Below are 19,932 nucleotides of genomic sequence, written 5' to 3'. Positions count from 1 at the left end.
TATCTTCTGTTGCCTATGGCACCCTACACGCCAGCCAACATGGACTCGATGTCCAGCCAGATGTACCGATATCCGAACCAGACAGGCCGCACCTACGACTACCGCCCGTTCGGTGACTACCGCGGCGCTCCCGAGATGCCACGGTTCGTCCAGGAGGGAAGTGGACGCTTGGGCGGCAGTTCGTATCCGCGCCAGTCCTACGACAGCTATCGTGCGCGCTACGGTTCCGAGGGCCGTGACTACAACGGTGGCTCGTACTCCGGCCGTGGTGACTTCCAGTACGGCGGCGACTACTACCCCCGCGGCGACTTCCAGTACGGTGGTGACTACTACCCGCGTGGTGACTTCCAGTACGGTGGCTACACCCCCCAGACTGGGAGTCTTGCCGGCGGAGCGATGAAGGACTACTACGGTGGCTCGTACTCCGGCCGTGGTGACTACGCCTACGGCGGCGACTACTACCCCCGCAGTGACTTCCAGTACGGCGGCGACTACTACCCCCGCGGTGACTTCCAGTACGGCGGCGACTACTACGGTGGCTACGGCCCCCAGACCGGGGGCCTCGCCGGCGGAGCGATGAAGAACTACGACGCTGCACCGTACTACCCGCGTGGCGACTTCCAGTACGGCAGCGACTACACTGCACCGTACTACCCGCGTGGCGACTTCCAGTACGGCGGCGACTACACTGCACCGTACTACCCGCGTGGCGACTTCCAGTACGGCAGCGACTACACTGCACCGTACTACCCCCGCGGTGACTTCCAGTACGGCGGCGACTACTACGGTGGCTACGGCCTCCAGAACGGGGGCATGACTGGCGGAGCGATGCAGGACTACTTCGGGGCCCCGTACTACCCCCGTGGTGACTCCCTGTACGGCGGCGAGTACACTCCGTTCGGCCAGACCCCGACGTTCGGGCTCCGCCCCGGTTTCGGCGACTTCGGCTACACCCCCGAGTTCACTGGCTACGGCCAGAAGAACTGGGGCCGGACCGGTGGAGCGATGAAGGACTACTACGGTGGTGAGAACTACCCTTTTGGGTACGGTCCGGCGCAGCAGTTCCGCCCGGGCTACACCAGCGACAGCGGATCGGGATTCGCTCCTGAATACCCAGTCTACAGCTCCGGCTGGATGGGGGACTACACCGGGTATCCGATAACGACTGGTCGCCGGTACGAGCTGCGAGAGGTCGACGGCGAGTACGTCTGTATCTGTGAACTCCCCGGCTTCGAGCGCTCGGACATCGAGTGCTCCTACGAGGACGGCGTCTTCTACATCGACGCCTACCGCGACGGCAGTCAGGACTCCGACAACGTCTGGATGCGCCGCTCGCGCCGCGTGAGCGAGCGCGTCCCGCTCCCGCGCCAGGTCGCCGTCGACGACATCACCGCCTCCTACCGCAAGGGCGTCCTCGAGGTCCGCATGCCCTACGCCAGTGGTGACGCCCGTAACGCACAGGTAATCAACATCCGCGACTGAACGAACGACCTCCGAAGACGGTATCCAATTTTTTCGTGGCTCACTCCAGCAGCCCACTCACGAGACGCTTCTGTACACGCCGTGTTAGCCAGTGTGGTCGATGGGTCTGCCCAGGGCACCAAGAAATTGCAGATATTATATATAAAGTGCAGAAAGCCAATAATATTGATAGGACAATATACATATGGTATTCTGCCATTACGGAACAGGATTTGCTATAAGGAGCTAACGAGCAGCTTTGCGTAATCAACGTTTGTTATTATCTCCGTAGGTTTTGTACATCCGTATGCATATGGCGACCTACAATCCAAACGACATGAGGCACCTGTACAGCCAGCTGAACCGCGTCTACGGCCAACCGGGGCGAGCTTACAGCGGGACGTACCCAATCGCCCCCTGGATGGGGGGAGACGCTGGTCCCGCGAGCGGGCGACGAGGGCCGGGTGCGCTGCCGCAGTTCTTCGAGGAGTGGGACGAACGGCGGGGCGACGCATCCTTCCCGAACGGGCCCTACTCGAACGTCAGCCCGGGGTACGGATACGACGGAGACTATCCGGCCGGCCGACGCGGCAGCGACTACCCGTTCGGTCCTGCCCCGGCGTTTCGCTCCCCTCCGGGCTTCGGCCGTGGAGACACAGACACCGGATACCGCCCTGACGCCGCAGGCTTCACACCCGAACGGGGGTACCCCCGCCAGGGTGGGACGACCGACTACGTCGGCGCTCCCGTGAGTGCAGGACGCCGGTACGAGCTGCGAGAATTCGACGGCGAGTACGTCTGCATCTGTGAACTCCCCGGCTTCGAGCGCTCGGACATCGAGTGCACCTACGAGGACGGCGTCTTCTACATCGACGCCTACCGCGACGGCAGCCAGGACTCCGACAACGTCTGGATGCGCCGCCCGCGCCGCATGCGGGAACGTGTCCCGCTCCCGCGTCAGGTCGCCGTCGACGACATCACCGCCTCCTACCGCAAGGGCATCCTCGAGGTCCGCATGCCACTCGTCGGCCGTGGGGGTCGCGACGGCCAGTCCATCACCATCCACGACTGACCGACCCGACGTCACGGACTGGAGGTCGACCGTCGTCCCGGCTCGACCGAGCGACGTTCGAAAATCAACTCAATTCTATTATGTTTATCGAGAACTCATATACATCATAGAAAGGATAGTTCTCCCAGACCCCAAGCAACAGACCACTGTGAACCACGGCCAGAGAAATAAATCAAAATTCCCACATAAGCTATTAGCAAACCTCTGATAAACCCCATTCACACGCGTTAGAGATTTCAGAACTGCTATTTGAGTACTCAACGTACGTGATTAACTACGTCGACTTTGTATCATTGGATGCAATGGCGAGCTACAACCCAGCCGAGATGGAGAACATGTACGACCAGATGAACCGTTTCTACGAACAGATGGGACAGACATATGATACGATGCCGATGGGTGCGCCCGGGATGACCGGTGGCTACGGCTATGGTCCCCTGAGCAGCCTCTGGACCTCCGGCGACATGCCCCGATTCTTCGAGGAGTGGGACGACCGACGCGGCAGTGCACCCTACCAGGGCGGCGACTACGACACTTCCCGTCCGTCGTTCGGCTACGCAGGTGCATCCTCCCCGTCCGGGTACGCCTACGGTCCCCGCCCCGGCTTCGGTCGCGGGTACGGCGGTCCCGGATACGGCGCTGGCTTCACAGGTGCTCCCGTCGACGCAGGTCGCCGGTACGAGCTGCGAGAGGTCGACGGCGAGTACGTCTGCATCTGTGAACTCCCCGGCTTCGAGCGCTCGGACATCGAGTGCACCTACGAGGACGGCGTCTTCTACATCGACGCCTACCGCGACGGCAGCCAGGACTCCGACAACATCTGGATGCGCCGCTCGCGCCGTGTGAGCGAGCGCGTCCCGCTCCCGCGCCAGGTCGCCGTCGACGACATCACCGCCTCCTACCGCAAGGGCGTCCTCGAGGTCCGTATGCCGCTCGTCGGTGGTGAGGGTCGCGACGGCCAGTCCATCACCATCCACGACTGAATAGCCCGCCGACACGCCGACGCACAGCAGTTACTTTTTCGACCGTTTTTTCAGGTGGCCGGAACACCCGGGAGACGGAATGGGCAGAAAGCAGACAGATACTTTGAAATTCATGATTTCCCCTATTACCTGTTTTGTTGCCCGCAGGACTGTGCTAACAGCTATCCACATGTGTTTATTACCTTACGGTTCGTAGGTTACGGCTGAGTACTATGAGTTTCAGAAAGTTCGACGACATGAACTCGATGTTCGACCAGATGGACCGCATGTTCGACCAGATGCGCCGCAACTGGGCCAACATGACACCCGAGATCGAGTCCCGACGCCGGGGCTTCCAGGGCCGACCCGCGCTCGGCTCGGGCGGCTTCGAGCAGAGTGGCATGATGCTGACCGAGGAGGAAAACATGTACGTCTTCGTCATGGACATCCCCGGCTTCGAGAAGTCCGACATCTCGTGCACCTACGACGACGGCATGCTCCGCATCGTCGCCGAGCGCGAGGAGGACGAGAGCGCCGAGAACGTCTGGATGCGCCGCTCGCGCCGCGTGAGCGAATCGGTCCGCATCCCCCGTGAAATCGTCGCCGACGAGATCACCGCCTCGTACCGCAACGGCGTCCTCGAGGTCCACCTCCCCTACGCGGAGATGACCGAGGAATCGGGCCGTAACATCGATATCAAGTAAGTCGAACCGCGACGTGGCACACAGGGGAGCGTCCACGTGTATGTGCTGTTGAAATAACCGTTCATTTCCCCTACTATTCTGTTTAATTTTCACGAATTGTCGCCGCGAGGTTTTCAAATACCTTTAACCTTATGGCCGTTTGAGTGCTCAGACATGGGAAGGATACTGGGGACTATCCTCGAACTGGTGGGACTGCTCGTGACACTGAGCTCTGGCTGGTACGTCGCGAAAGGACCGTTCTTCGGCTTCGAGACCCCGCCGTTGCAGTACATTCTGCTCGCTTCCGGTGTGTTCATCACCGGCATCCTGTTGTTCGGCTGGGGACTTAGCGGCCGAGTGACCGCGGCCCGGCAGGACGAACGGGTGATTCCGAGCAACAAGAAGGTCTGAGAACCGTCAGTCCTGCGCCCACTCGGCGTCTGCGAGCGTCTTCTGCACCAACTCGTCACCGACAGCCGCGGCCAGCGTCTCGAACCCGGTGCGTTCGACCCGGTCCTTCGCGTTCGCGACCAGCCGTGAGACGATGAACTCCGGCGTGGACTTGCCCAGCTCGCCGAACCTCGGCTGGTAGTCGACCTGCAGTTCGAGGTCTGCCGTGAGTCCTTCCGCGAAGATACCGTCGACCCGTGCCTCCGGCGGCAGCGGTTCGAGGTCGTCCGCGAGGTGCGTGACGAACGCGCCCAGCGCGTCGCGGTCGACCGTCAGCGTGACCAGACCGTGGAGCAGGTCGGCGGCACTGCCCGGTTCGGTGATGGCCTCGAACTCGTCGACGAGCATCAGCGTCCGGCCGTCACCCGTCAGCGGCGGGACGACGGACTTCAGCGTGGATTCGAGCACGCCCGCGTTGAAGCTGGCGTGCCGGCGGTGGAACACCACGTCGTCGAAGAGCGCGACCTCGGCACGCTCGGCCGGCACGGGCAGCCCCATGTGTGCCAGCAGGACGACCTGACAGACGGTTTCGAGTAGCGTCGTCTTCCCCCCGGAGTTCGCCCCGGTGACGACCGCGACACGCTGGTCGGCCGGCGGCGACCCGAGCGAGTGCGGCCCGAGCGCGTACCGGATGGGCTGGACGTCCTCGCCACGACCGACGAGGTCGAGATTGCACGCTCCCTCGATGGCGACCGCGGCCTCGCCCTCGACGAAGGTCGGCTCGGTGAGGTCGAACTCGGTCGCGAACCGGGCCAGCGAGAGGTCGAGCGCGATGTCGTCGACCGCCGCGACCGCCCGGTCTACGTCCTCGCGGGCGTCGCTGATGGCGTGCTGGAGGTCCACCCTGACCTCGCGCTCGCGTTCGTCGGCCGCCTCGCGCAGCGACGAGGAGAGGTTCCGCAGGGTGCTGCTCACGAAGTCGGTCACGTCGCGGGCGTCCTCGGGCACCGCGTCGCGGACCCGCTCGGGGTCGACCTGCGCCTCCTCGCGGACGTGGTCGACGAACGCCTCGCTGAACTCGTCGGTGGTGCGTGCACCGCCGTCTCGGACCCGCTGGATGACCGCCTCGGCGTTGGCCTCCATCGTCTCGACGGCGGCCTGGGCGTCCCGGAGCCGGTCGAGGTACTCGTCTGCACCGGCGGCGACCCGCCCATCCGTGAGCGCGCCGAGTGCCTCCTTCGCGTCCGCGAGCGCCTCGCGGTCGAGGGCGGCGAGCGGTTCGAACACGCCGTCGGTGACGCCCGCGTCGAGCAGTGCCATCGCGGCCTCGACTGCGGGTTTCTCGCCTCCGCCGGCCTCGTCGTAGCGGTCGAACGCGGCGAGGACGGCCTCGCGGTCGGCCTCGTCGATGCGCTCCCACGACGCCTGCGCGGTCGTCACGTCAGTGAGTCGGGCCTCCATCGCCTCCTGTGAGGCCAGTGGTGTCAGCACGCGGATGCTGTCTGCCGCCCCCTCGGTGACGGCGTGCTTGCTCGCCAGGTCGATGAGGTCCTTGTACACCGAGCGCGCGTCGCTCGTCGCGAGCACGTCCATCCCTGCCCCGCCGGTCGCCCGCCGGAGGATTCGGGTCGCCCGGCCGCGCGAGAGCCCCGCCTGCGTGAGCGTCCGCACGTCGGCGCCCTCGATGGCCCTGATGGCGCGCTCTTCGCCGAGTTCGTCGGCGAGCAGGTCCCGGGTCTTCGGCCCCACACCCCAGTAGTCGTCCAGTCGCATGTGCGCCGCCACGGCCCGGTCCCAAATGAAGTGTCCGGATGTGTGGCGTGAGCGTGACCCATCCACAGCGGCCGAACGAGGAGCCCGCCTGCGGCTGGCCGCCACTCTGAACGCCGGTAGGGTTTACCCGTTCGTCTGCGAACAGATACCCATGACCACGGCCTTCGACGCCGACGGCCACATCGACCCCGACAGCCGTTCGTACCGGTACTACCGGAACGCGGTCGAGCGACACTGGGACCCCGGCGCTATCGACCTCGACACCGACAGGGAACGAATCCAGCGACTGGACGACGAGACGTTCACCCAGCTGCGCGGGACGCTGGCGCTGTTCGGGGCAGGCGAGGAAGCGGTCACGGAGGACCTCTCGCCCCTGGGCGTGGTGCTCGACGACGTGAACGACCAGCTGTTCGTGACGACACAGCTCTACGAGGAGGCCAAGCACGCGGACTTCTTCCACCGGTACTGGGCCGAGGTCGTCCACCCCGAGGAAGACCGCCGCGGGCAGGAGCGCTCTGACCCGCGCGACCCGAGGTGGTACAACGACGCCTACCTCGAGCTGTTCGAGCGAAACGAGCGGGCGATGCACCGACTGCTTGCCGAAGACACCCCACAGACCCGCGCAGAGGCGTACTCCCACTACCACCTGACCATCGAGGGCATCCTCGCCCAGACCGGCTACTACGGCGTCCAGAACACCTTCGACGGGACGACCGAGGGCGTGCCCGAGTTGCCGGGGCTGGTCGTGGGGTTCTCGAAGATACGCTCCGACGAGGGCCGCCACGTCGGCTTCGGGATGGCGAAACTGAAAGAACTCGTGGCGTCCGGTGAGGTCGACCCGCAGTACCTCTCCGACCTGACGACGGAACTCGCGATGCTCACCCAGCAGGTGGTCTCGGGCGCGGCGAGCGAGGACGGACCGGGTGTCGACCCCTCGGGACTGGCGGGCTACGCCGCCGAGAAACACGCCGAACGCATGAGCCAGATAACGGACGCGAGCGCGGACATCCCGGACGTGTCCGAACTGGTCCGCGTCGACGAGTAGCAGGGGCAGCGAGCCCCGCCAGGGCAGGGGTCCGTGCCACCACCGTGCAGGACCAACTCTCGGTTCCCTCCGACGCGAGGTCCCTGCCGGAAAACTGGAGCCGGGGTGCATCGTCGGCGAGGAGCTGTCGCTGGCCGAGGTTCCGGAGACGCTCCAGAAGAGAGACAGCGACGACGCGGTCGGGATTCCAGTCGTCGGCGAGTTCTGACCGCAGGTGGTCCGGGTTTCAGGCCTTCACGACGAGCACCGGCACGTCGCTGAAGCGCACCACGCGCTCCGTACAGGAGCCGAGCAGTCGGCGGTACTCGTCGGTGTGCTTGCCCTCGCCCATGACGATGCAGTCGATGTCGTGGTCGGCGGCGTAGTCGAGGATGGCCTCGTGGGGTCGTCCGCGGACCTCGACCGCCTCCACGTCGAGGTTCTCGCGGTCGGCCGCCGCCGCGACCTCGCGGAGCGCGTCTTCACCGATACCCGCCAGTGCCTCCTCGGCGTTCTCGATCGCGTCCGTCGCGGCGTAGTGCTCGAAGACGTCCTCGTCGACGACGTAGAGCGCGTGGACGCGGGCATCGTGTCGCGCCGCGAGGTCGATACCGTGTTCGATGGCGACCGAAGAGCCGTCCGTACCGTCCGTCGGGATGAGGATGTCGTCGTACATCGTGTACGGGTACGCACCGACCGACCGACTACCCGCTAGCTGGTTCCCAGCCGATGGGAACGCCGGACCACTAGCTTTCAAGCCCGGGTCGAACGTCTCTGTGGCCAGACAGTGGACGCACTCGACCCGACACTCGCAGCGGTTATCGACGACATGGGCGACTTCCTCGAGTGGCACGAACTCGGCGTCGACGAGGCGCGCCGCGTGGAGGACGAGGCGTTCGGGAGCGAAAGCGCGCCAGCGATAGAGACGCAGGATGCGACGGTCGTCTCGGGGAGTCACGAGGTCCCCGTGCGGGTGTATCGTCCGCCGGGGGTCGACGAACCGGCCCCGGGCTTCGTGTTCGCACACGGTGGCGGCTTCGTGCTCGGGACGCTGGCGTCGGCCGACGACCTCGCCCGACGGCTCGCCACGGAGACCGACAGTATCGTCGTGAGCGTGGACTACCGGCTCGCGCCCGAGCACCCGTTTCCCGCGGGACTGGCCGACGTGACGGCCGCAGTCGAGTGGGTTCGTGAGAACGCGGCCACCCTCGGCATCGACCCGGCCCAACTCGGCGTCGCCGGCTCCAGCGCGGGCGCGAACCTCGTCGTCGGGGCCGCCAGACAGCTCTCGGACGGAACGACGGGCGTCCGGTCCGGCGACGACCTCGGCTCCGCCGGGGACCTCGCCTGCCAGGTGCTCCTCTACCCGATGCTCGACCCGCGCTGTGACCGGGACTCGCACGTCGAACACGCTGACGGGCCGCTGTTGACCCGCCGCGACCTCGTCTGGTTCTGGTCGCTGTACCGGGACGGCGACGAAGCGGCCGCGGCGGCCGCCGCGGAGCGAGTAGACGACGACACCTCCATCACGCCCGAGGAGCCGGCGACGGCTGATTTCGCGCCGCTGGAAGCCGACGACCGCGACCTCGCCGCCCTGCCGCCCGCCGTCGTCGTCACGGCCGGCGTCGACCCCCTCCGCGACGACGGCACAGCCTACGCCGACGCGCTCGCCGCTGCCGGCGTCCCGGTCGCCCACCAGCACCACCCCGGGATGTGTCACGGGTTCCTTTCGCTGGCCGACTCGGTGCCGACAGCCGTCGACGCGTGGGACGCCCTGGGTTCCGCGGTCCGTGAGTACCGCTGAGTCTCACCACCAGCCGGCTGTGTCCCACTCTGCCCAGACGAGAAGGGTTAACCCGCAGACGTGAGTCGAGACTGACACAGAATGGTCACCGCCACCCTCACGGACCTGGTGTTCGTCATCGCCGGCGCTGCCGGGCTCTGGTTTGGGGCAGTCACCCTCGTCGAGTCCGCGGTCCGCATCGCCTGGCGACTCGGCATCCCGACGCTCGTCATCGGTCTGACCGTCGTCGCCTTCGGCACCTCCGCCCCCGAGTTCGTCGTGACCCTCGACGCCGCCCTCGCCGGGCAGTCGAACGTCTCGGTCGCCAACGTCGTCGGCTCGAACGTGTTCAACCTCGGGTTCGTCCTCGGCGGCGTGGCGCTGGTCGGGGCGCTCCCGGTGTCGTACGACCTGGTCCAGCGCGACGGGACGGCGCTCATCGTGGCGGTCGTCGCGACGACCGCCTTCCTCGTCGACGGCTACATCGACCGAATCGAGGGGATCATCCTCTTCCTCGGGCTGCTGACGTACCTCTCGATGCTGGCGATACTCGGCTCGCGAGACAGGCCCCCCGAAGTCACGGACGACGAGGACCTCGCCGAAGTGAGTGGGTTCGACCTGCTCGACGTGCCGAAACTCGTCGTCGGCCTCGGCGTCGTCGTCCTCGGCGGCCACCTCCTCGTCGACGGTTCGGTCGATATCGCGCGCCGCATCGGTATCTCCGACTGGGTCATCGGCGCGACCGTCGTCGCCGCCGGAACCTCCGCCCCCGAGTTCGCCACGTCGCTCATCGCGGCCCGCCGGGGGAGTGCGGGCCTCTCCGCAGGGAACCTCATCGGGAGTTCCGTCTTCAACCTGCTGGGCGTCCTCGGACTGGCGAGCGCCATCCAGCCACTCAGCGTCGGTTCCGCGGCGTACCCGAGCAGCATCGCCCTGCTCGGCCTCTGTCTCGTCGTCGTGGTGCTTCTGGGCACGGAGGAAGAACTGGCCCGGTGGGAAGGTGGACTGCTCATCGTCCTCGGCCTCGTGAACTGGGTCGTCGGGGTCCTCACCAGCTAACGGTGTCGCGCCGGCGAGTGCGCCCATCCGCGTCACGTGCGAGCACGTGCCAGTCTGGCGACACTCGCGCCAACCCGCCCAGCCGCTAAATGGGTCCGCACCGTATCGGAGTCCATGAGCCAACACCAGCGTCCCCTCCGCCTCACAGGCGGTGAGGAACTGACAGACCTCGTCGAAGCGGAGCCGCTCGTCCTCGTCGAGTTCTACACGAAGGGCTGTGGGAAGTGCCAGTCGATGGAGCCCATCCTGGGCAACGTCGCGCGGGTCACCGACGCGACCGTCGCGATGGTCAACCCGGGCGACGACCTCTCGCTCATGGACGAGTTCGACATCCGGAGCGTCCCGACGCTCGTCCTGTTCCGTGACGGCGAGCGCGTCGCGACGCTCGCCGACGGGTTCGTCCCGACCGACGAGGTCGTCTCGTTCGTCGAGTCGAACTAGATTCCTCAGAACCGTTCGACGAGTGCGTCCTGTGGCGGCCGGACCCGGACCGCCTCGACTCGCCCCGCGAGCGCGACCGCGTCGTCGAGTTTCGCTGCCTGCTCCGCGTGGATAGTGTACAACGGGTCGCCAGCGGTCACCTCCTCGCCCACCCGCCGGTGGAGCGACAGGCCGGCACCCATGTCCCGCGGTGCACCAGCACGACGGGCGATGTCGCTCACCACTCGATTGTCGACGTGCGAGACGACACCGTCGCGGGACGCCCGGATGACCTCGGTCTCCGACCCTGGCTGGAGGTCGTCGAGTTCGACGTCCGGGTCGCCCTGCTGGGCGGCGACGATGCGGCGGAACGTCGCGAGGGCTTCCCCGGAGTCGAGGATTCGGGTCGCGTCGGCGTCGACCCCACAGCACTCCAGCAGGATGTCCGCGAGCCGCAGTGCCTTGAGGCGCAACTCGGTCGGGCCGGCCCCCTGTAACACCTGGAGCACGTCGCGGGCCTCGAGCACCGGGCCGATACCCCGCCCGATGGGCTGGCCGCCTTTCGTGATGGTGCACTCGATGACCAGCCCGAGGTGTTCCCCGACGACGCGGAAGTCCTCGGCGAGTTCGCGCGCCTCGGCCAGACTCTCGACCTTCGCCCCCTCGCCGTAGGGCAGGTCGATGAGTACGTGCGTCGAGCCGGCGCTCTTCTTCTTCGAGAGCACCGACGCCATGAGCTGGCCCGGCGGGTCGAGCGACAGCGGCGTCTCGGCGCGGATTATCTTGTCGTCGACCGGCGAGAGGTTCACCCCGCCTCCCCAGACGAAACAGCCGTTGGTCTCGGCGACGATGTCCCGGACCTCCTCGAGCGTGAACTCGACCTCACAGAACACCTCCATCGTGTCCGCTGTTCCCGCGGGCGAGGTAACCGCCCGCGAGGAGGTCTTGGGAATCTTCACGCCTGCGGTCGCGACGATGGCGACGACGATGGGCGTCACCCGGTTTCCGGCGACCCCGCCGATGGAGTGCTTGTCGGCGATGGGTTCCTCGCCCCAGTCGATGATCTCGCCCGCCTCGGTCATCGCTTCGGTGAGTGCGGTCGTCTCGGCGCGAGAGAGACCGTTGGTGTAGACCCCGGTGGCGTAGGCGCCGAGTTCCACGTCGCTCAGGCGGTCCGAATCGATGTCGCGGACGATGGCGGCTATCTCGTGTGGTTCGAGTTCGATGTCGTCCAGTTTCTTTCGGATGTACGCGACGGCGTTGGGCTTCGGGGCCGGGCTCACGTCGACCTCGCCGGTCACGTGTGCGAGGCGCTCCGTGACGCCGATGGTCCCCCGCGGCACGAGCTTCTCGGTCACTTCGACCAGCCCGACGGTCGTCCGGCCATCGTACGTCAGCTGGACGCGGTCGAGAGCGTTGACCCCGATTTCCTCCGCGTCCGCGCCGTTGAGCAACACCGTCGGGTTCCGGGTCCCGATGTCTATCTCGGTCGCGCTGAGTCGCATAGCCGTACAGACGCATCGCTGGGCCAATACCTTCTGGGTCGCGGGGGTGGAAATATCGACGTCCACTACTGACAGCCGTGTCACCTGGTGAAGTCGGCGTCCGCGAGCGTTTATGCCGGTCGCGTCCCTGCCATCGAACGAGGACAGTTCCAGGGGACGACTGCCCGAACAAAGGCCCCGTTCCCTGCGTGTATCCCCCTCACGAGACACAGCTATGTCAGAGAAATCTCAGTACCTCGAAGCCGTCTCCGCGGACGAATCGTACGACCAGCTCCCCGACGACGAGACCGTCGACGAGACCGTCGAGAACCTCGAATCGCGCGGCTTCGACGTGGTCGTGGTCGACGACCGAGACGCCGCGCTCGACGCCGTCACCGACGAGATTCCCGACGGTGTCTCCGTGATGAACGGCCACTCCACCACACTGGAGGAGATTGGCTTCATGGACCTGCTCGAAGCGGGCGACCACGAGTGGGACGACCTCCACTCACAGGTCTGGACCATCGACGACGACGCCGAACGCCAGCAGTTCCGCCGCGAAGCCCAGACCGCGGACTACTTCCTCGGGAGCGTCAACGCCATCGCCCAGACCGGCGAACTCGTCGCCGCCGACGCCTCCGGCAGCCGCATCGGCGCGTACCCCTTCGCCGCGAGCAACCTCGTGCTGGTCTCCGGCGTGAACAAGATTACCGACGACCTCGACGCCGCCTTCGACCGCCTCGAGGAGTTCGCCTACCAGCTGGAGAACGCCCGAGCCCAGGAAGCGTACGGGATGGAGAGCATCATCGCGAAGCAGTTCGTCTACCGCCACGAGACCGAGGAGGACCGGACGACGGTCGTGCTCGTCCGCGAGAACCTCGGCTACTGACGCCACGAGTCGGACCACGACCCACCGGGTTCACGGTGGTGACCCTCGTCTTTTCGTCGGCCGACACACCGTCGGGCGCACTAGTGTCGAGAACCGGACAGAACCTCGTTTCAGCGAGCCTATATCCGGTCGCCGAACGTCTTCCCGGCCATGTCCAGAGACTCCGACCGCGGCTTCCTCGGGAGCCTCGTCGACAGTATCGTCGACCAGGCCACGCTCGGGAGTGGCCCGGAGAAAACCCAGACCGTCGAAGAGACGGTCGACGCGACGGGCCTCGACCGGGTGACGGTCGACAGCATCAACGGCGACGTGACGGTCTACCTGACAGACAGTGACGACGTCCACGTCACCGCGACCAAGCGAACCCGCGCCGACCCGAAACACCTCGACCGACTGCTCGTCACCTGCGAGGTCGTGGACGGGACGCTCCGGGTCGTGGTCGAACCCGAAGACCGCTCCGGTGCCCGGAACGTCCGGGCGAAAGCCGACCTCGACATCGCGGTCCCCCGAAGTCTCGACGTCGACCGCGTCGAACTCGTCAACGGGAGCGTGACGCTCGACGGCGTGACCGGGGACACACGAGTCGAGGTGGCGAACGGCTCCATCGAGGCCGTCGACGTGGACGGGTTCGTCTCGCTCCACGCGGCCAACGGGAGCGTCGAAGCGCGGGGCTGTACCGGCCTCGACGACGCCGAGACCGCCAACGGGTCGGTCGACGTCGCGGTCCACTCGCTCCGGCGGAACGCCGAGGTGAGTTCCCCGAACGGCTCGCTCACCATCCGGCTCGCCCCCGACCTCGACGCTGACGTGCTGGCCGAGACGCTGGTCGGCCGCGTGACGGTCGACGACGTCGACCTCGACGTGGCGAGCCAGTCGTCGCGGTCGCTGCTCGCGGTCCACGGACGCGGCGGCTACGAGATCGAAGCGTCGGCAGTGAACGGGTCGGTCACCGTGACCGGGCTCTGAATCCGTCCGTTAGCCGGACAGACTCGCCGGGTTCTGCATCCCGTCTTTGACTCCCTGGTGTACCAGAAAGACGTTCACCGGGTAGGCGACCAGCAGGCCGACCGACAGCGAGACCACCAGACTCGCCCAGAACAGCGGCTCGACGATGGCCGCCTCCCCGGCGAGCACTGCTGGATTCGTCAGCAGGTCTCTGAGGAGCGCCTCGACCATGTGCGACCCTGCAAGCGCCGGGCCGAGAAGGACCGGGGCAAGACAGGTTGGGTCGGCAGAAAGACAGCGGGACGGTCACCCCGAGACGAGGGGTCAGTCGCGCTGGAGTCGGTCGCGCCGACGCTCGAACTCCTCGTCGGTCAGGTCGCCGCGGGCGTACGCCCGGCGAAGTTCGTCGAGTGCGGAGTCGCCGCGGTGCTGGCCGCCACCGAGCGATTTCAGCAGCAGGTAGCCGCCACCGAGTACGACCGCCAGGACGAGCAGTCGCCCGAGCAGGCTGGCGGCGAACCACCACCACGACCACTGCCCGTCGAAGCCCATCCAGTGGTCGTGCCAGGTCGCGCCGCTCCCACCCATCCCCATGCCCAGCATCCCGCCGAACAGAAGCGGGACGAGGAGCACGGCGGCGAGGACGAGCGTGACGATGCCGAGTGCAGTCCGCGCAGTCGATGTCTCCATGTGTAGAGGTACGCCGTGGTCGTTCACGTGGATTGTCCTTACGATATCGGGGGCCAGTTGCGAGTCTCGGTTTCGAATCGACGGTGGTCTCCCCACTCGGGACCGGGTTCGAACGTGGCCGAAATCCCCACCCCACCGTCGACCGGCAAAACGTTGATGATTAATCGACGGGTTTACTTTGCTGACACACCTCCTATTTCGCGGTCAGAACGATGGAACTGAGAACCGGACTCTCGTACGGTGACGTGTTGCTCGTCCCCCAGCGCTCTCCCGTCGCGAGTCGCAGCGACGTGGACCTCTCGACGACGCTCGCACCGGGACTCACACTCGACATCCCGATCACGAGTGCGGCGATGGACACAGTGACGGAGGCAGACCTCGCCATCGCCCTCTCGAACCGGGGCGGCCTCGGTGTCGTCCATCGGTTCTGCACGGTGGACGAGCAGGTCGCGGCGGTCGAGGCGGTCGTCGCGGCCGGCCAGCGGGTCGCCGTCGCGGTCGGCATCGACGAGGACTACGTGGCGCGCGCCGCCGCCTGCGTGGAGGCCGGTACCTGCGCCCTGGTGGTCGACGTGGCACACGGGCACCTCGAAACCTGTCTCGCCGCGACGCGCACCCTCGCGGATTCCTTCCCCGACACCCCGCTCATCGTCGGGAACGTCGTCACGGCACAGGGCGTCGAAGACCTCGCCGCGGCCGGTGCGGACTGTATCAAGGTCGGCGTCGGCCCCGGGTCGCACTGTACGACCCGGGAACGGACCGGGGCAGGGATGCCCCAGCTCACCGCGGTCGACGACTGTGCCACGGCGGCCGCCGACTGCGGTGTCACCACCATCGCAGACGGCGGTATCCGGAACTCGGGCGACGCCGTCAAGGCGCTCATGGCGGGCGCAGACGCCGTGATGATGGGCGGCTACTTCGCCGGCACCGACGAGGCCCCGGGACGGGTCGTCACGCTCGACGGCGAGCGATACAAGGTCTCGCGCGGGATGGCCAGCGAGGCGGCGAACCACGACCGGAGCGACAAGGACCTCACCATCGAACACGGCGAAGGCGTCGAGGCACTCACGCCCGCGGTCGGCCCGTTCGACCCGCACCTCACCGAGTTCCTGTCGGGGATGCGCTCGGGGCTGTCGTACTGCGGCGGCCGCGACATCGCGGAGGCCCGGTCGAAGGCCGAGTTCGTCCAGGTCGCCGAGAGCGCCCGCGACCGTGAAGGATTACACTCGGTGGCCGCGATGGTCGACAGCGACCTCGAAGGCGCGGCGGCCGACGACTGAGTCGCCGGGAGTCGTCCGTCCCGACCGGCGGGGGACCAGTCACCGCTCTGGCTATACCCGGTCGAAACCTATCTTCTGGTTAGTGACGGCCCCGCCCAGCGGACGCCGCCGACCAGTATCCCACATGGCGACACGACACACCACAGCCGCGGGACTCGGTTCTCTGAGCGGTCGACGTTCGACCGCGGCCCACCGAGCCTCGCCCACGACGGAGGGTCGATGAGACCGGCCAGAGAGACGCTGCCCTTCGAACCAGACGAGAACGCCCCGGACCCGATGGTCCGGCTCTTTCGCACCTACGGCCGAGACGACGCGCACCTGTTCGTCCTCGGCCTCGTGACGAGCCTGTTCGCCCGACTCGTCGGCCTGCTTCCACCACTGGTGCTCGGCATCGCCATCGACTCGGTGTTCAACGACAACACGCCGTTCCGACTCCCGCTGGTGCCCGCCGACCTGCTACCCACGACGACGCTCGACCAGCTCTGGCTGTCGGTCGCCCTCATCGTCGGCGCCTTCGTCGGCAGCGTCGTCTTCGGCTGGACCCAGGGCGTCAGCCTCTCGCTGTTCTCGAACCGCGTGCAACACGCCCTGCGGACCGACACCTACCGGGCGATGCAGCGCCTCGACATGGCGTTCTTCGACGACAAGCAGACCGGACAGGTCATGTCCGTGCTGAACAACGACGTCCGGAACCTCAAGCAGTTCCTGAACGGCACCGTCTCGGGGGCCATCCAGCTCGTCGTGACCGTCGTCGGCATCGCCGCCCTGCTGTTCTACCTGAACTGGCAGCTCGCGCTCGTCACCCTCGTCGGGGTGCCGCTCCTGCTCGCGTTCACCGTCTGGTTCATGCGGACGATTCGGCCGCTGTATCGCGCTTTGCGCTCCAGTTTCGGCGACCTGAACACCCGGTTAGAGAACAACCTCAGCGGGATGGAGGTCATCAAGACGAGTAACACCGCCGACTACGAGGACGGCCGCGTCACCGACGCCTCGTGGGACATCTACGAGCGCACCTGGGCGGTCGCTCGCCTCGAATACCTCTACCAGCCCGGGATGGACCTCCTTGCAGGGGTCGCCTTCGCGGCGACGTTCCTGCTCGGCGGGTACTGGCTCGTCGCCGGCGCGCCGCCGGGGTTCTCGGGCACCCTCTACGTCGGCGAGTTCGTCACGTTCCTGTTCATGACCCAGCGGTTCGTCGACCCCCTCGCCGGGATGGGCCGCATCGTCAACTCCTACGAGAACGCCCGTGCCTCCGGCGAGCGCATCTTCGGGCTGAAGGACCTGCCCGTGGCCGTGGCCGAATCCGACGAGCCTGTCACCCTCGACGCCGTCACGGGCCGCGTCGAGTACGACCACGTCGACTTCGGCTACGTCGACGGCGAGCGGGTGCTCCACGACGTGACCTTCACCGCAGAACCCGGCGACACCGTCGCGTTCGTCGGGCCGACCGGTGCTGGCAAATCGACCGCCGCGAAGCTCCTGCTTCGGCTCTACGACGTGGATTCCGGCACCATCCGCGTCGACGGTCACGACGTGCGCGACCTCTCGTTCGACACGTTGCGCGACCACGTCGGCTACGTCAGCCAGGACGTGTTCCTGTTCGACGGGGACGTGACCGAGAACATCGCCTACGGGAGCTTCGACGCGACCGACGAGGAGGTTCGCGCCGCCGCACAGGCCGCCGAGGCACACGAGTTCGTGCTAGACCTGCCCGACGGGTACGACACCCGCATCGGCGAACGCGGCGTGAAGCTCTCGGGCGGGCAGCGACAGCGCCTCTCGCTCGCCCGGGCGATGCTGCAGGACCCCGCGATTCTCGTGCTCGACGAGGCCACGTCGGCGGTGGACACCGAGACCGAACTGTACATCCAGCGCGCCCTGACCCGCCTCACCGCGGACCGGACCACGTTCGTCATCGCCCACCGGCTCTCGACCGTTCGGAATGCCGACCAGATACTGGTGGTCGAGGACGGCCGCATCGTCGAGCGCGGCACCCACGACGAACTCGTGGCACAGGGTGGGCTGTACGCGACGCTCTGGAGCGTGCAGGCCGGGGAGTTCGAGGGTGATGCGGAGGGGCTGGTCCGGCGGCTGCTCTCCGATGGCGAGGGAGAAGAGTCGGCGGTGTGAGGGCCGGTTGCGGACTCAGAGCCAGCTTCTGAGCACCGCCCCGAAGCCGGCCGCGCCGATGCAGAACGCCACAAGCCCGCCGATACCGGTGAGTGCGAGCCCACCGTTGATGGCCGCACCCACGAGCAGGGGCTTCGCCCAGCCGTCCTCTCGGCCGACCAGTCGCTCACCGATGGCGAGGTAGGCGATGGCCGCGCCGACCGCCCAGGCGACGAACACCACGATACCGAGCGGGATGGCCACCAGGATGCCGATGATGGTGATGACGAGGATGAGCGTCAGGACGAGCACGAGCACGAGGCTGAGGATACCGTAGAGGGCCGAGCCGACCGGTTCGGACAGAACGCGGTCCATCATCTTCTCCGTGTACGTGGGGGCCAGCGCGACGAGGATGGCACCGACGAGCAGCGTCGTCAGGAAGGCGCTGATTGCTCCGCCGACGAGGCCGAAGGTGGGGTTGACGTTGACATCGATACCATTTCCCTGTAGCTGGAGGAGGCCGACGGCGAGTTGGGTGGGGAGTGGATTCATATGCGCAGTTACGATTCGAGAGGGGAAAGCCTCACGCTGTCGATGGGTGTCAGTACCACTGTTCTCACGACACATACCGCGCCAGCCGGAACGTTGAAATTCCATTGCTCTGAGGTGTTCCCATGGACCTGCGGCTCAGGCTCTCGCTGGCCGCCCGGATGGTCGTCGCCGTCGCCGGAATCGCTGGGCGCTGGCTGGTCGTCCGGCACCTGAAGCGCCGTCCCGACCCGCCCGAGGTCGACTACCTCGCTGGCTGGTGAACGACGACCCTATCCAGATCGCCCCGACGGACGGACAAGACCTCGGGGTGTCCGGAAGCCTCCTCGACCACCACACGCTCCACGACGCCCTGCTGATTGCGAACCACCGAGTCCGGGGAAGCGAGGCGCTCATCACGAACGACGAGGAGTTCGCCGCCGAAACCACCATCTGGCGCTGACCGACCCGCTCTTTTTCGCCGACTGTGACGGCTGGTCACGCCTATAACAGCGGGACGTCACGGGAAGGATGGATTCGGCGAACCGGTTCTCTTCAGTTCACATTGGAGATTCGGAACTCGCTGACAGACCGAGGGGGCAAGTCGGTCGTACGTGTCAGCGATGATTCTTGAGACCCTTATCCCCCGGCACGACCTATTTGCCGTACCGATGACAAACACGGAGCGCGATTCTCACGGCTACACCCCGATGGATTACGATGCGGACAGCGAGGCAGACGAGGTGTACCAGCGGTGTCTGTCCGCACTTCTCACGCACGCGCCCATCGAGCGCGATGATACCGTGGTCGATATCGGGACGGGCACAGGTATCGTCGCACTCGAACTTGCCCCGAAGTGTGACCACGTGTTGGGGCGAGACATCTACGACGAGTGGCTCCAGTACGCCCGTGAGAAGACTGCAAAGCGTCGCATCGAGAACGTCTCGTTCGACCACGGGTCGTTCCGTGAACCGAACGTCGACGAACCGGTCGATGTCGTCGTTGCGAGCTATGCTCTGTACATGGCCTACGACGACGGAGGCGAGGACGAATTACGCGCGGCCATCGACGGTCTCGCGGCGCTGAAGCCACGCTGTATAGTGGTCGCCGACAAGATGTGCTTCGGGCCGATGCAGACCCGAAGCGACTACGAAACGCTGCCACGGATGGGAACGGTCGCCAATCTCCTCGCCGACGCAGGCTTCACGCTCACCGATGTCGAAATCATCACCGGGTCGGTCGGTGTCCTCATCGCCACCCGATAGCGCCATATCACCGACAACCTGCCGAAACCTCGGTCTCACAGTTGTCCCGAATGCAGCGTGGATATTCCACGTATCCCTGCTGAGGACACCCTCTGTATGCAACACGGCACTCCTG

The 19,932-nt window shown here is 66.3% G+C and carries 22 protein-coding genes; 16 read left to right on the top strand and 6 right to left on the bottom strand.

The genetic code is table 11. The features are described 5' to 3' along the window. Positions 1 to 15: 15 nt before the first annotated feature. The 5 genes from ACSC1R_RS08625 to ACSC1R_RS08605 all read left to right on the top strand — a co-directional run bounded on the left by ACSC1R_RS08625 (position 16) and on the right by ACSC1R_RS08605 (position 4,589). On the top strand, positions 16 to 1,482 hold the full coding sequence (locus ACSC1R_RS08625; RefSeq protein WP_439028655.1) for an Hsp20/alpha crystallin family protein: 1,467 nt from the start codon (positions 16 to 18) through the stop codon (positions 1,480 to 1,482). Between the two features lie 316 nt (positions 1,483 to 1,798). Then, the gene (locus ACSC1R_RS08620; protein WP_439028654.1) at positions 1,799 to 2,533 is read left to right on the top strand and encodes an Hsp20/alpha crystallin family protein; all 735 of its coding nucleotides are present in this window, start codon (positions 1,799 to 1,801) and stop codon (positions 2,531 to 2,533) included. Positions 2,534 to 2,835: 302 nt separating this feature from the next. Further along, the gene (locus tag ACSC1R_RS08615; RefSeq protein WP_439028653.1) at positions 2,836 to 3,516 is read left to right on the top strand and encodes an Hsp20/alpha crystallin family protein; all 681 of its coding nucleotides are present in this window, start codon (positions 2,836 to 2,838) and stop codon (positions 3,514 to 3,516) included. 212 nt (positions 3,517 to 3,728) lie between these two features. Next, positions 3,729 to 4,199, top strand: a complete 471-nt coding sequence (locus tag ACSC1R_RS08610; RefSeq protein ID WP_439028652.1) for an Hsp20/alpha crystallin family protein — start codon at positions 3,729 to 3,731, stop codon at positions 4,197 to 4,199. Positions 4,200 to 4,352: 153 nt separating this feature from the next. Further along, positions 4,353 to 4,589 (top strand): hypothetical protein, encoded by a 237-nt coding sequence (locus ACSC1R_RS08605; protein WP_439028651.1) that lies wholly within the window; start codon positions 4,353 to 4,355, stop codon positions 4,587 to 4,589. Positions 4,590 to 4,595: 6 nt separating this feature from the next. Here ACSC1R_RS08605 and ACSC1R_RS08600 read toward each other — a convergent pair whose 3' ends face one another. Then, a complete protein-coding gene (locus tag ACSC1R_RS08600) occupies positions 4,596 to 6,341 on the bottom strand; it encodes a MutS-related protein (RefSeq protein WP_439028650.1) in 1,746 nt (581 codons plus the stop codon). A 151-nt stretch (positions 6,342 to 6,492) separates the two neighbouring features. Between ACSC1R_RS08600 and ACSC1R_RS08595 the strand changes: the two genes are divergently transcribed. Further along, positions 6,493 to 7,386: a ribonucleoside-diphosphate reductase gene (locus ACSC1R_RS08595; RefSeq protein ID WP_439028649.1), complete on the top strand. Its 894-nt coding sequence runs from the start codon at positions 6,493 to 6,495 to the stop codon at positions 7,384 to 7,386. Between the two features lie 226 nt (positions 7,387 to 7,612). On the opposite strand, the gene ACSC1R_RS08590 is transcribed toward ACSC1R_RS08595, so the two are convergent. Beyond that, positions 7,613 to 8,041 carry a universal stress protein gene (locus ACSC1R_RS08590; RefSeq protein WP_439028648.1) on the bottom strand — a complete coding sequence of 143 codons (429 nt, stop codon included), beginning with the start codon at positions 8,039 to 8,041 and terminating at the stop codon, positions 7,613 to 7,615. A 111-nt stretch (positions 8,042 to 8,152) separates the two neighbouring features. Here ACSC1R_RS08590 and ACSC1R_RS08585 point away from each other — a divergent pair, with 111 nt between their 5' ends. From ACSC1R_RS08585 to ACSC1R_RS08575, 3 genes are all read left to right on the top strand, one after another. Next, positions 8,153 to 9,169 carry an alpha/beta hydrolase gene (locus ACSC1R_RS08585; protein ID WP_439028647.1) on the top strand — a complete coding sequence of 339 codons (1,017 nt, stop codon included), beginning with the start codon at positions 8,153 to 8,155 and terminating at the stop codon, positions 9,167 to 9,169. 81 nt (positions 9,170 to 9,250) lie between these two features. Beyond that, entirely contained in the window at positions 9,251 to 10,207 is a 957-nt protein-coding gene (locus tag ACSC1R_RS08580; protein WP_439028646.1) for a calcium/sodium antiporter, read from the top strand. Positions 10,208 to 10,321: 114 nt separating this feature from the next. Continuing rightward, a complete protein-coding gene (locus ACSC1R_RS08575) occupies positions 10,322 to 10,648 on the top strand; it encodes a thioredoxin family protein (RefSeq protein WP_439028645.1) in 327 nt (108 codons plus the stop codon). Positions 10,649 to 10,653: 5 nt separating this feature from the next. Here the strand turns inward: ACSC1R_RS08575 and ACSC1R_RS08570 are convergent, their stop codons facing one another. Further along, complete coding sequence (locus ACSC1R_RS08570; RefSeq protein WP_439028644.1) at positions 10,654 to 12,132, bottom strand: AMP phosphorylase; 1,479 nt, start codon at positions 12,130 to 12,132, stop codon at positions 10,654 to 10,656. Between the two features lie 214 nt (positions 12,133 to 12,346). Between ACSC1R_RS08570 and ACSC1R_RS08565 the strand changes: the two genes are divergently transcribed. Next, positions 12,347 to 13,000, top strand: coding sequence for a lactate utilization protein (locus tag ACSC1R_RS08565; protein ID WP_439028643.1), 654 nt, complete (start codon positions 12,347 to 12,349; stop codon positions 12,998 to 13,000). 150 nt (positions 13,001 to 13,150) lie between these two features. Then, positions 13,151 to 13,966, top strand: a complete 816-nt coding sequence (locus ACSC1R_RS08560) for a DUF4097 family beta strand repeat-containing protein (RefSeq protein WP_439028642.1) — start codon at positions 13,151 to 13,153, stop codon at positions 13,964 to 13,966. A gap of 9 nt (positions 13,967 to 13,975) precedes the next feature. Here the strand turns inward: ACSC1R_RS08560 and ACSC1R_RS08555 are convergent, their stop codons facing one another. Both ACSC1R_RS08555 and ACSC1R_RS08550 read right to left on the bottom strand, forming a co-directional pair. Beyond that, positions 13,976 to 14,176 carry a DUF4396 domain-containing protein gene (locus ACSC1R_RS08555; protein ID WP_439028641.1) on the bottom strand — a complete coding sequence of 67 codons (201 nt, stop codon included), beginning with the start codon at positions 14,174 to 14,176 and terminating at the stop codon, positions 13,976 to 13,978. A 93-nt stretch (positions 14,177 to 14,269) separates the two neighbouring features. Beyond that, a complete protein-coding gene (locus ACSC1R_RS08550) occupies positions 14,270 to 14,635 on the bottom strand; it encodes an SHOCT domain-containing protein (protein WP_439028640.1) in 366 nt (121 codons plus the stop codon). Positions 14,636 to 14,847: 212 nt separating this feature from the next. Between ACSC1R_RS08550 and ACSC1R_RS08545 the strand changes: the two genes are divergently transcribed. Further along, positions 14,848 to 15,915, top strand: coding sequence for a guanosine monophosphate reductase (locus ACSC1R_RS08545; RefSeq protein ID WP_439028639.1), 1,068 nt, complete (start codon positions 14,848 to 14,850; stop codon positions 15,913 to 15,915). A 276-nt stretch (positions 15,916 to 16,191) separates the two neighbouring features. After that, a complete protein-coding gene (locus ACSC1R_RS08540) occupies positions 16,192 to 18,045 on the top strand; it encodes an ABC transporter ATP-binding protein (RefSeq protein WP_439028694.1) in 1,854 nt (617 codons plus the stop codon). Between the two features lie 15 nt (positions 18,046 to 18,060). Here the strand turns inward: ACSC1R_RS08540 and ACSC1R_RS08535 are convergent, their stop codons facing one another. Then, complete coding sequence (locus ACSC1R_RS08535; protein WP_439028638.1) at positions 18,061 to 18,576, bottom strand: hypothetical protein; 516 nt, start codon at positions 18,574 to 18,576, stop codon at positions 18,061 to 18,063. 122 nt (positions 18,577 to 18,698) lie between these two features. Here ACSC1R_RS08535 and ACSC1R_RS08530 point away from each other — a divergent pair, with 122 nt between their 5' ends. The 3 genes from ACSC1R_RS08530 to ACSC1R_RS08520 all read left to right on the top strand — a co-directional run bounded on the left by ACSC1R_RS08530 (position 18,699) and on the right by ACSC1R_RS08520 (position 19,817). Further along, positions 18,699 to 18,836 (top strand): hypothetical protein, encoded by a 138-nt coding sequence (locus tag ACSC1R_RS08530; protein ID WP_439028637.1) that lies wholly within the window; start codon positions 18,699 to 18,701, stop codon positions 18,834 to 18,836. Then, positions 18,833 to 19,015, top strand: a complete 183-nt coding sequence (locus ACSC1R_RS08525) for a hypothetical protein (protein ID WP_439028636.1) — start codon at positions 18,833 to 18,835, stop codon at positions 19,013 to 19,015. Before ACSC1R_RS08530 ends, ACSC1R_RS08525 begins: the two co-directional genes overlap by 4 nt. A gap of 208 nt (positions 19,016 to 19,223) precedes the next feature. Beyond that, entirely contained in the window at positions 19,224 to 19,817 is a 594-nt protein-coding gene (locus ACSC1R_RS08520; RefSeq protein ID WP_439028635.1) for a class I SAM-dependent methyltransferase, read from the top strand. Positions 19,818 to 19,932 lie beyond the last annotated feature (115 nt).

The organism is Haloarchaeobius ordinarius (assembly GCF_051801355.1).
Taxonomy (GTDB): Archaea; Halobacteriota; Halobacteria; order Halobacteriales; family Natrialbaceae; genus Haloarchaeobius.
This window is presented reverse-complemented; position numbering and strand designations above follow the sequence as displayed.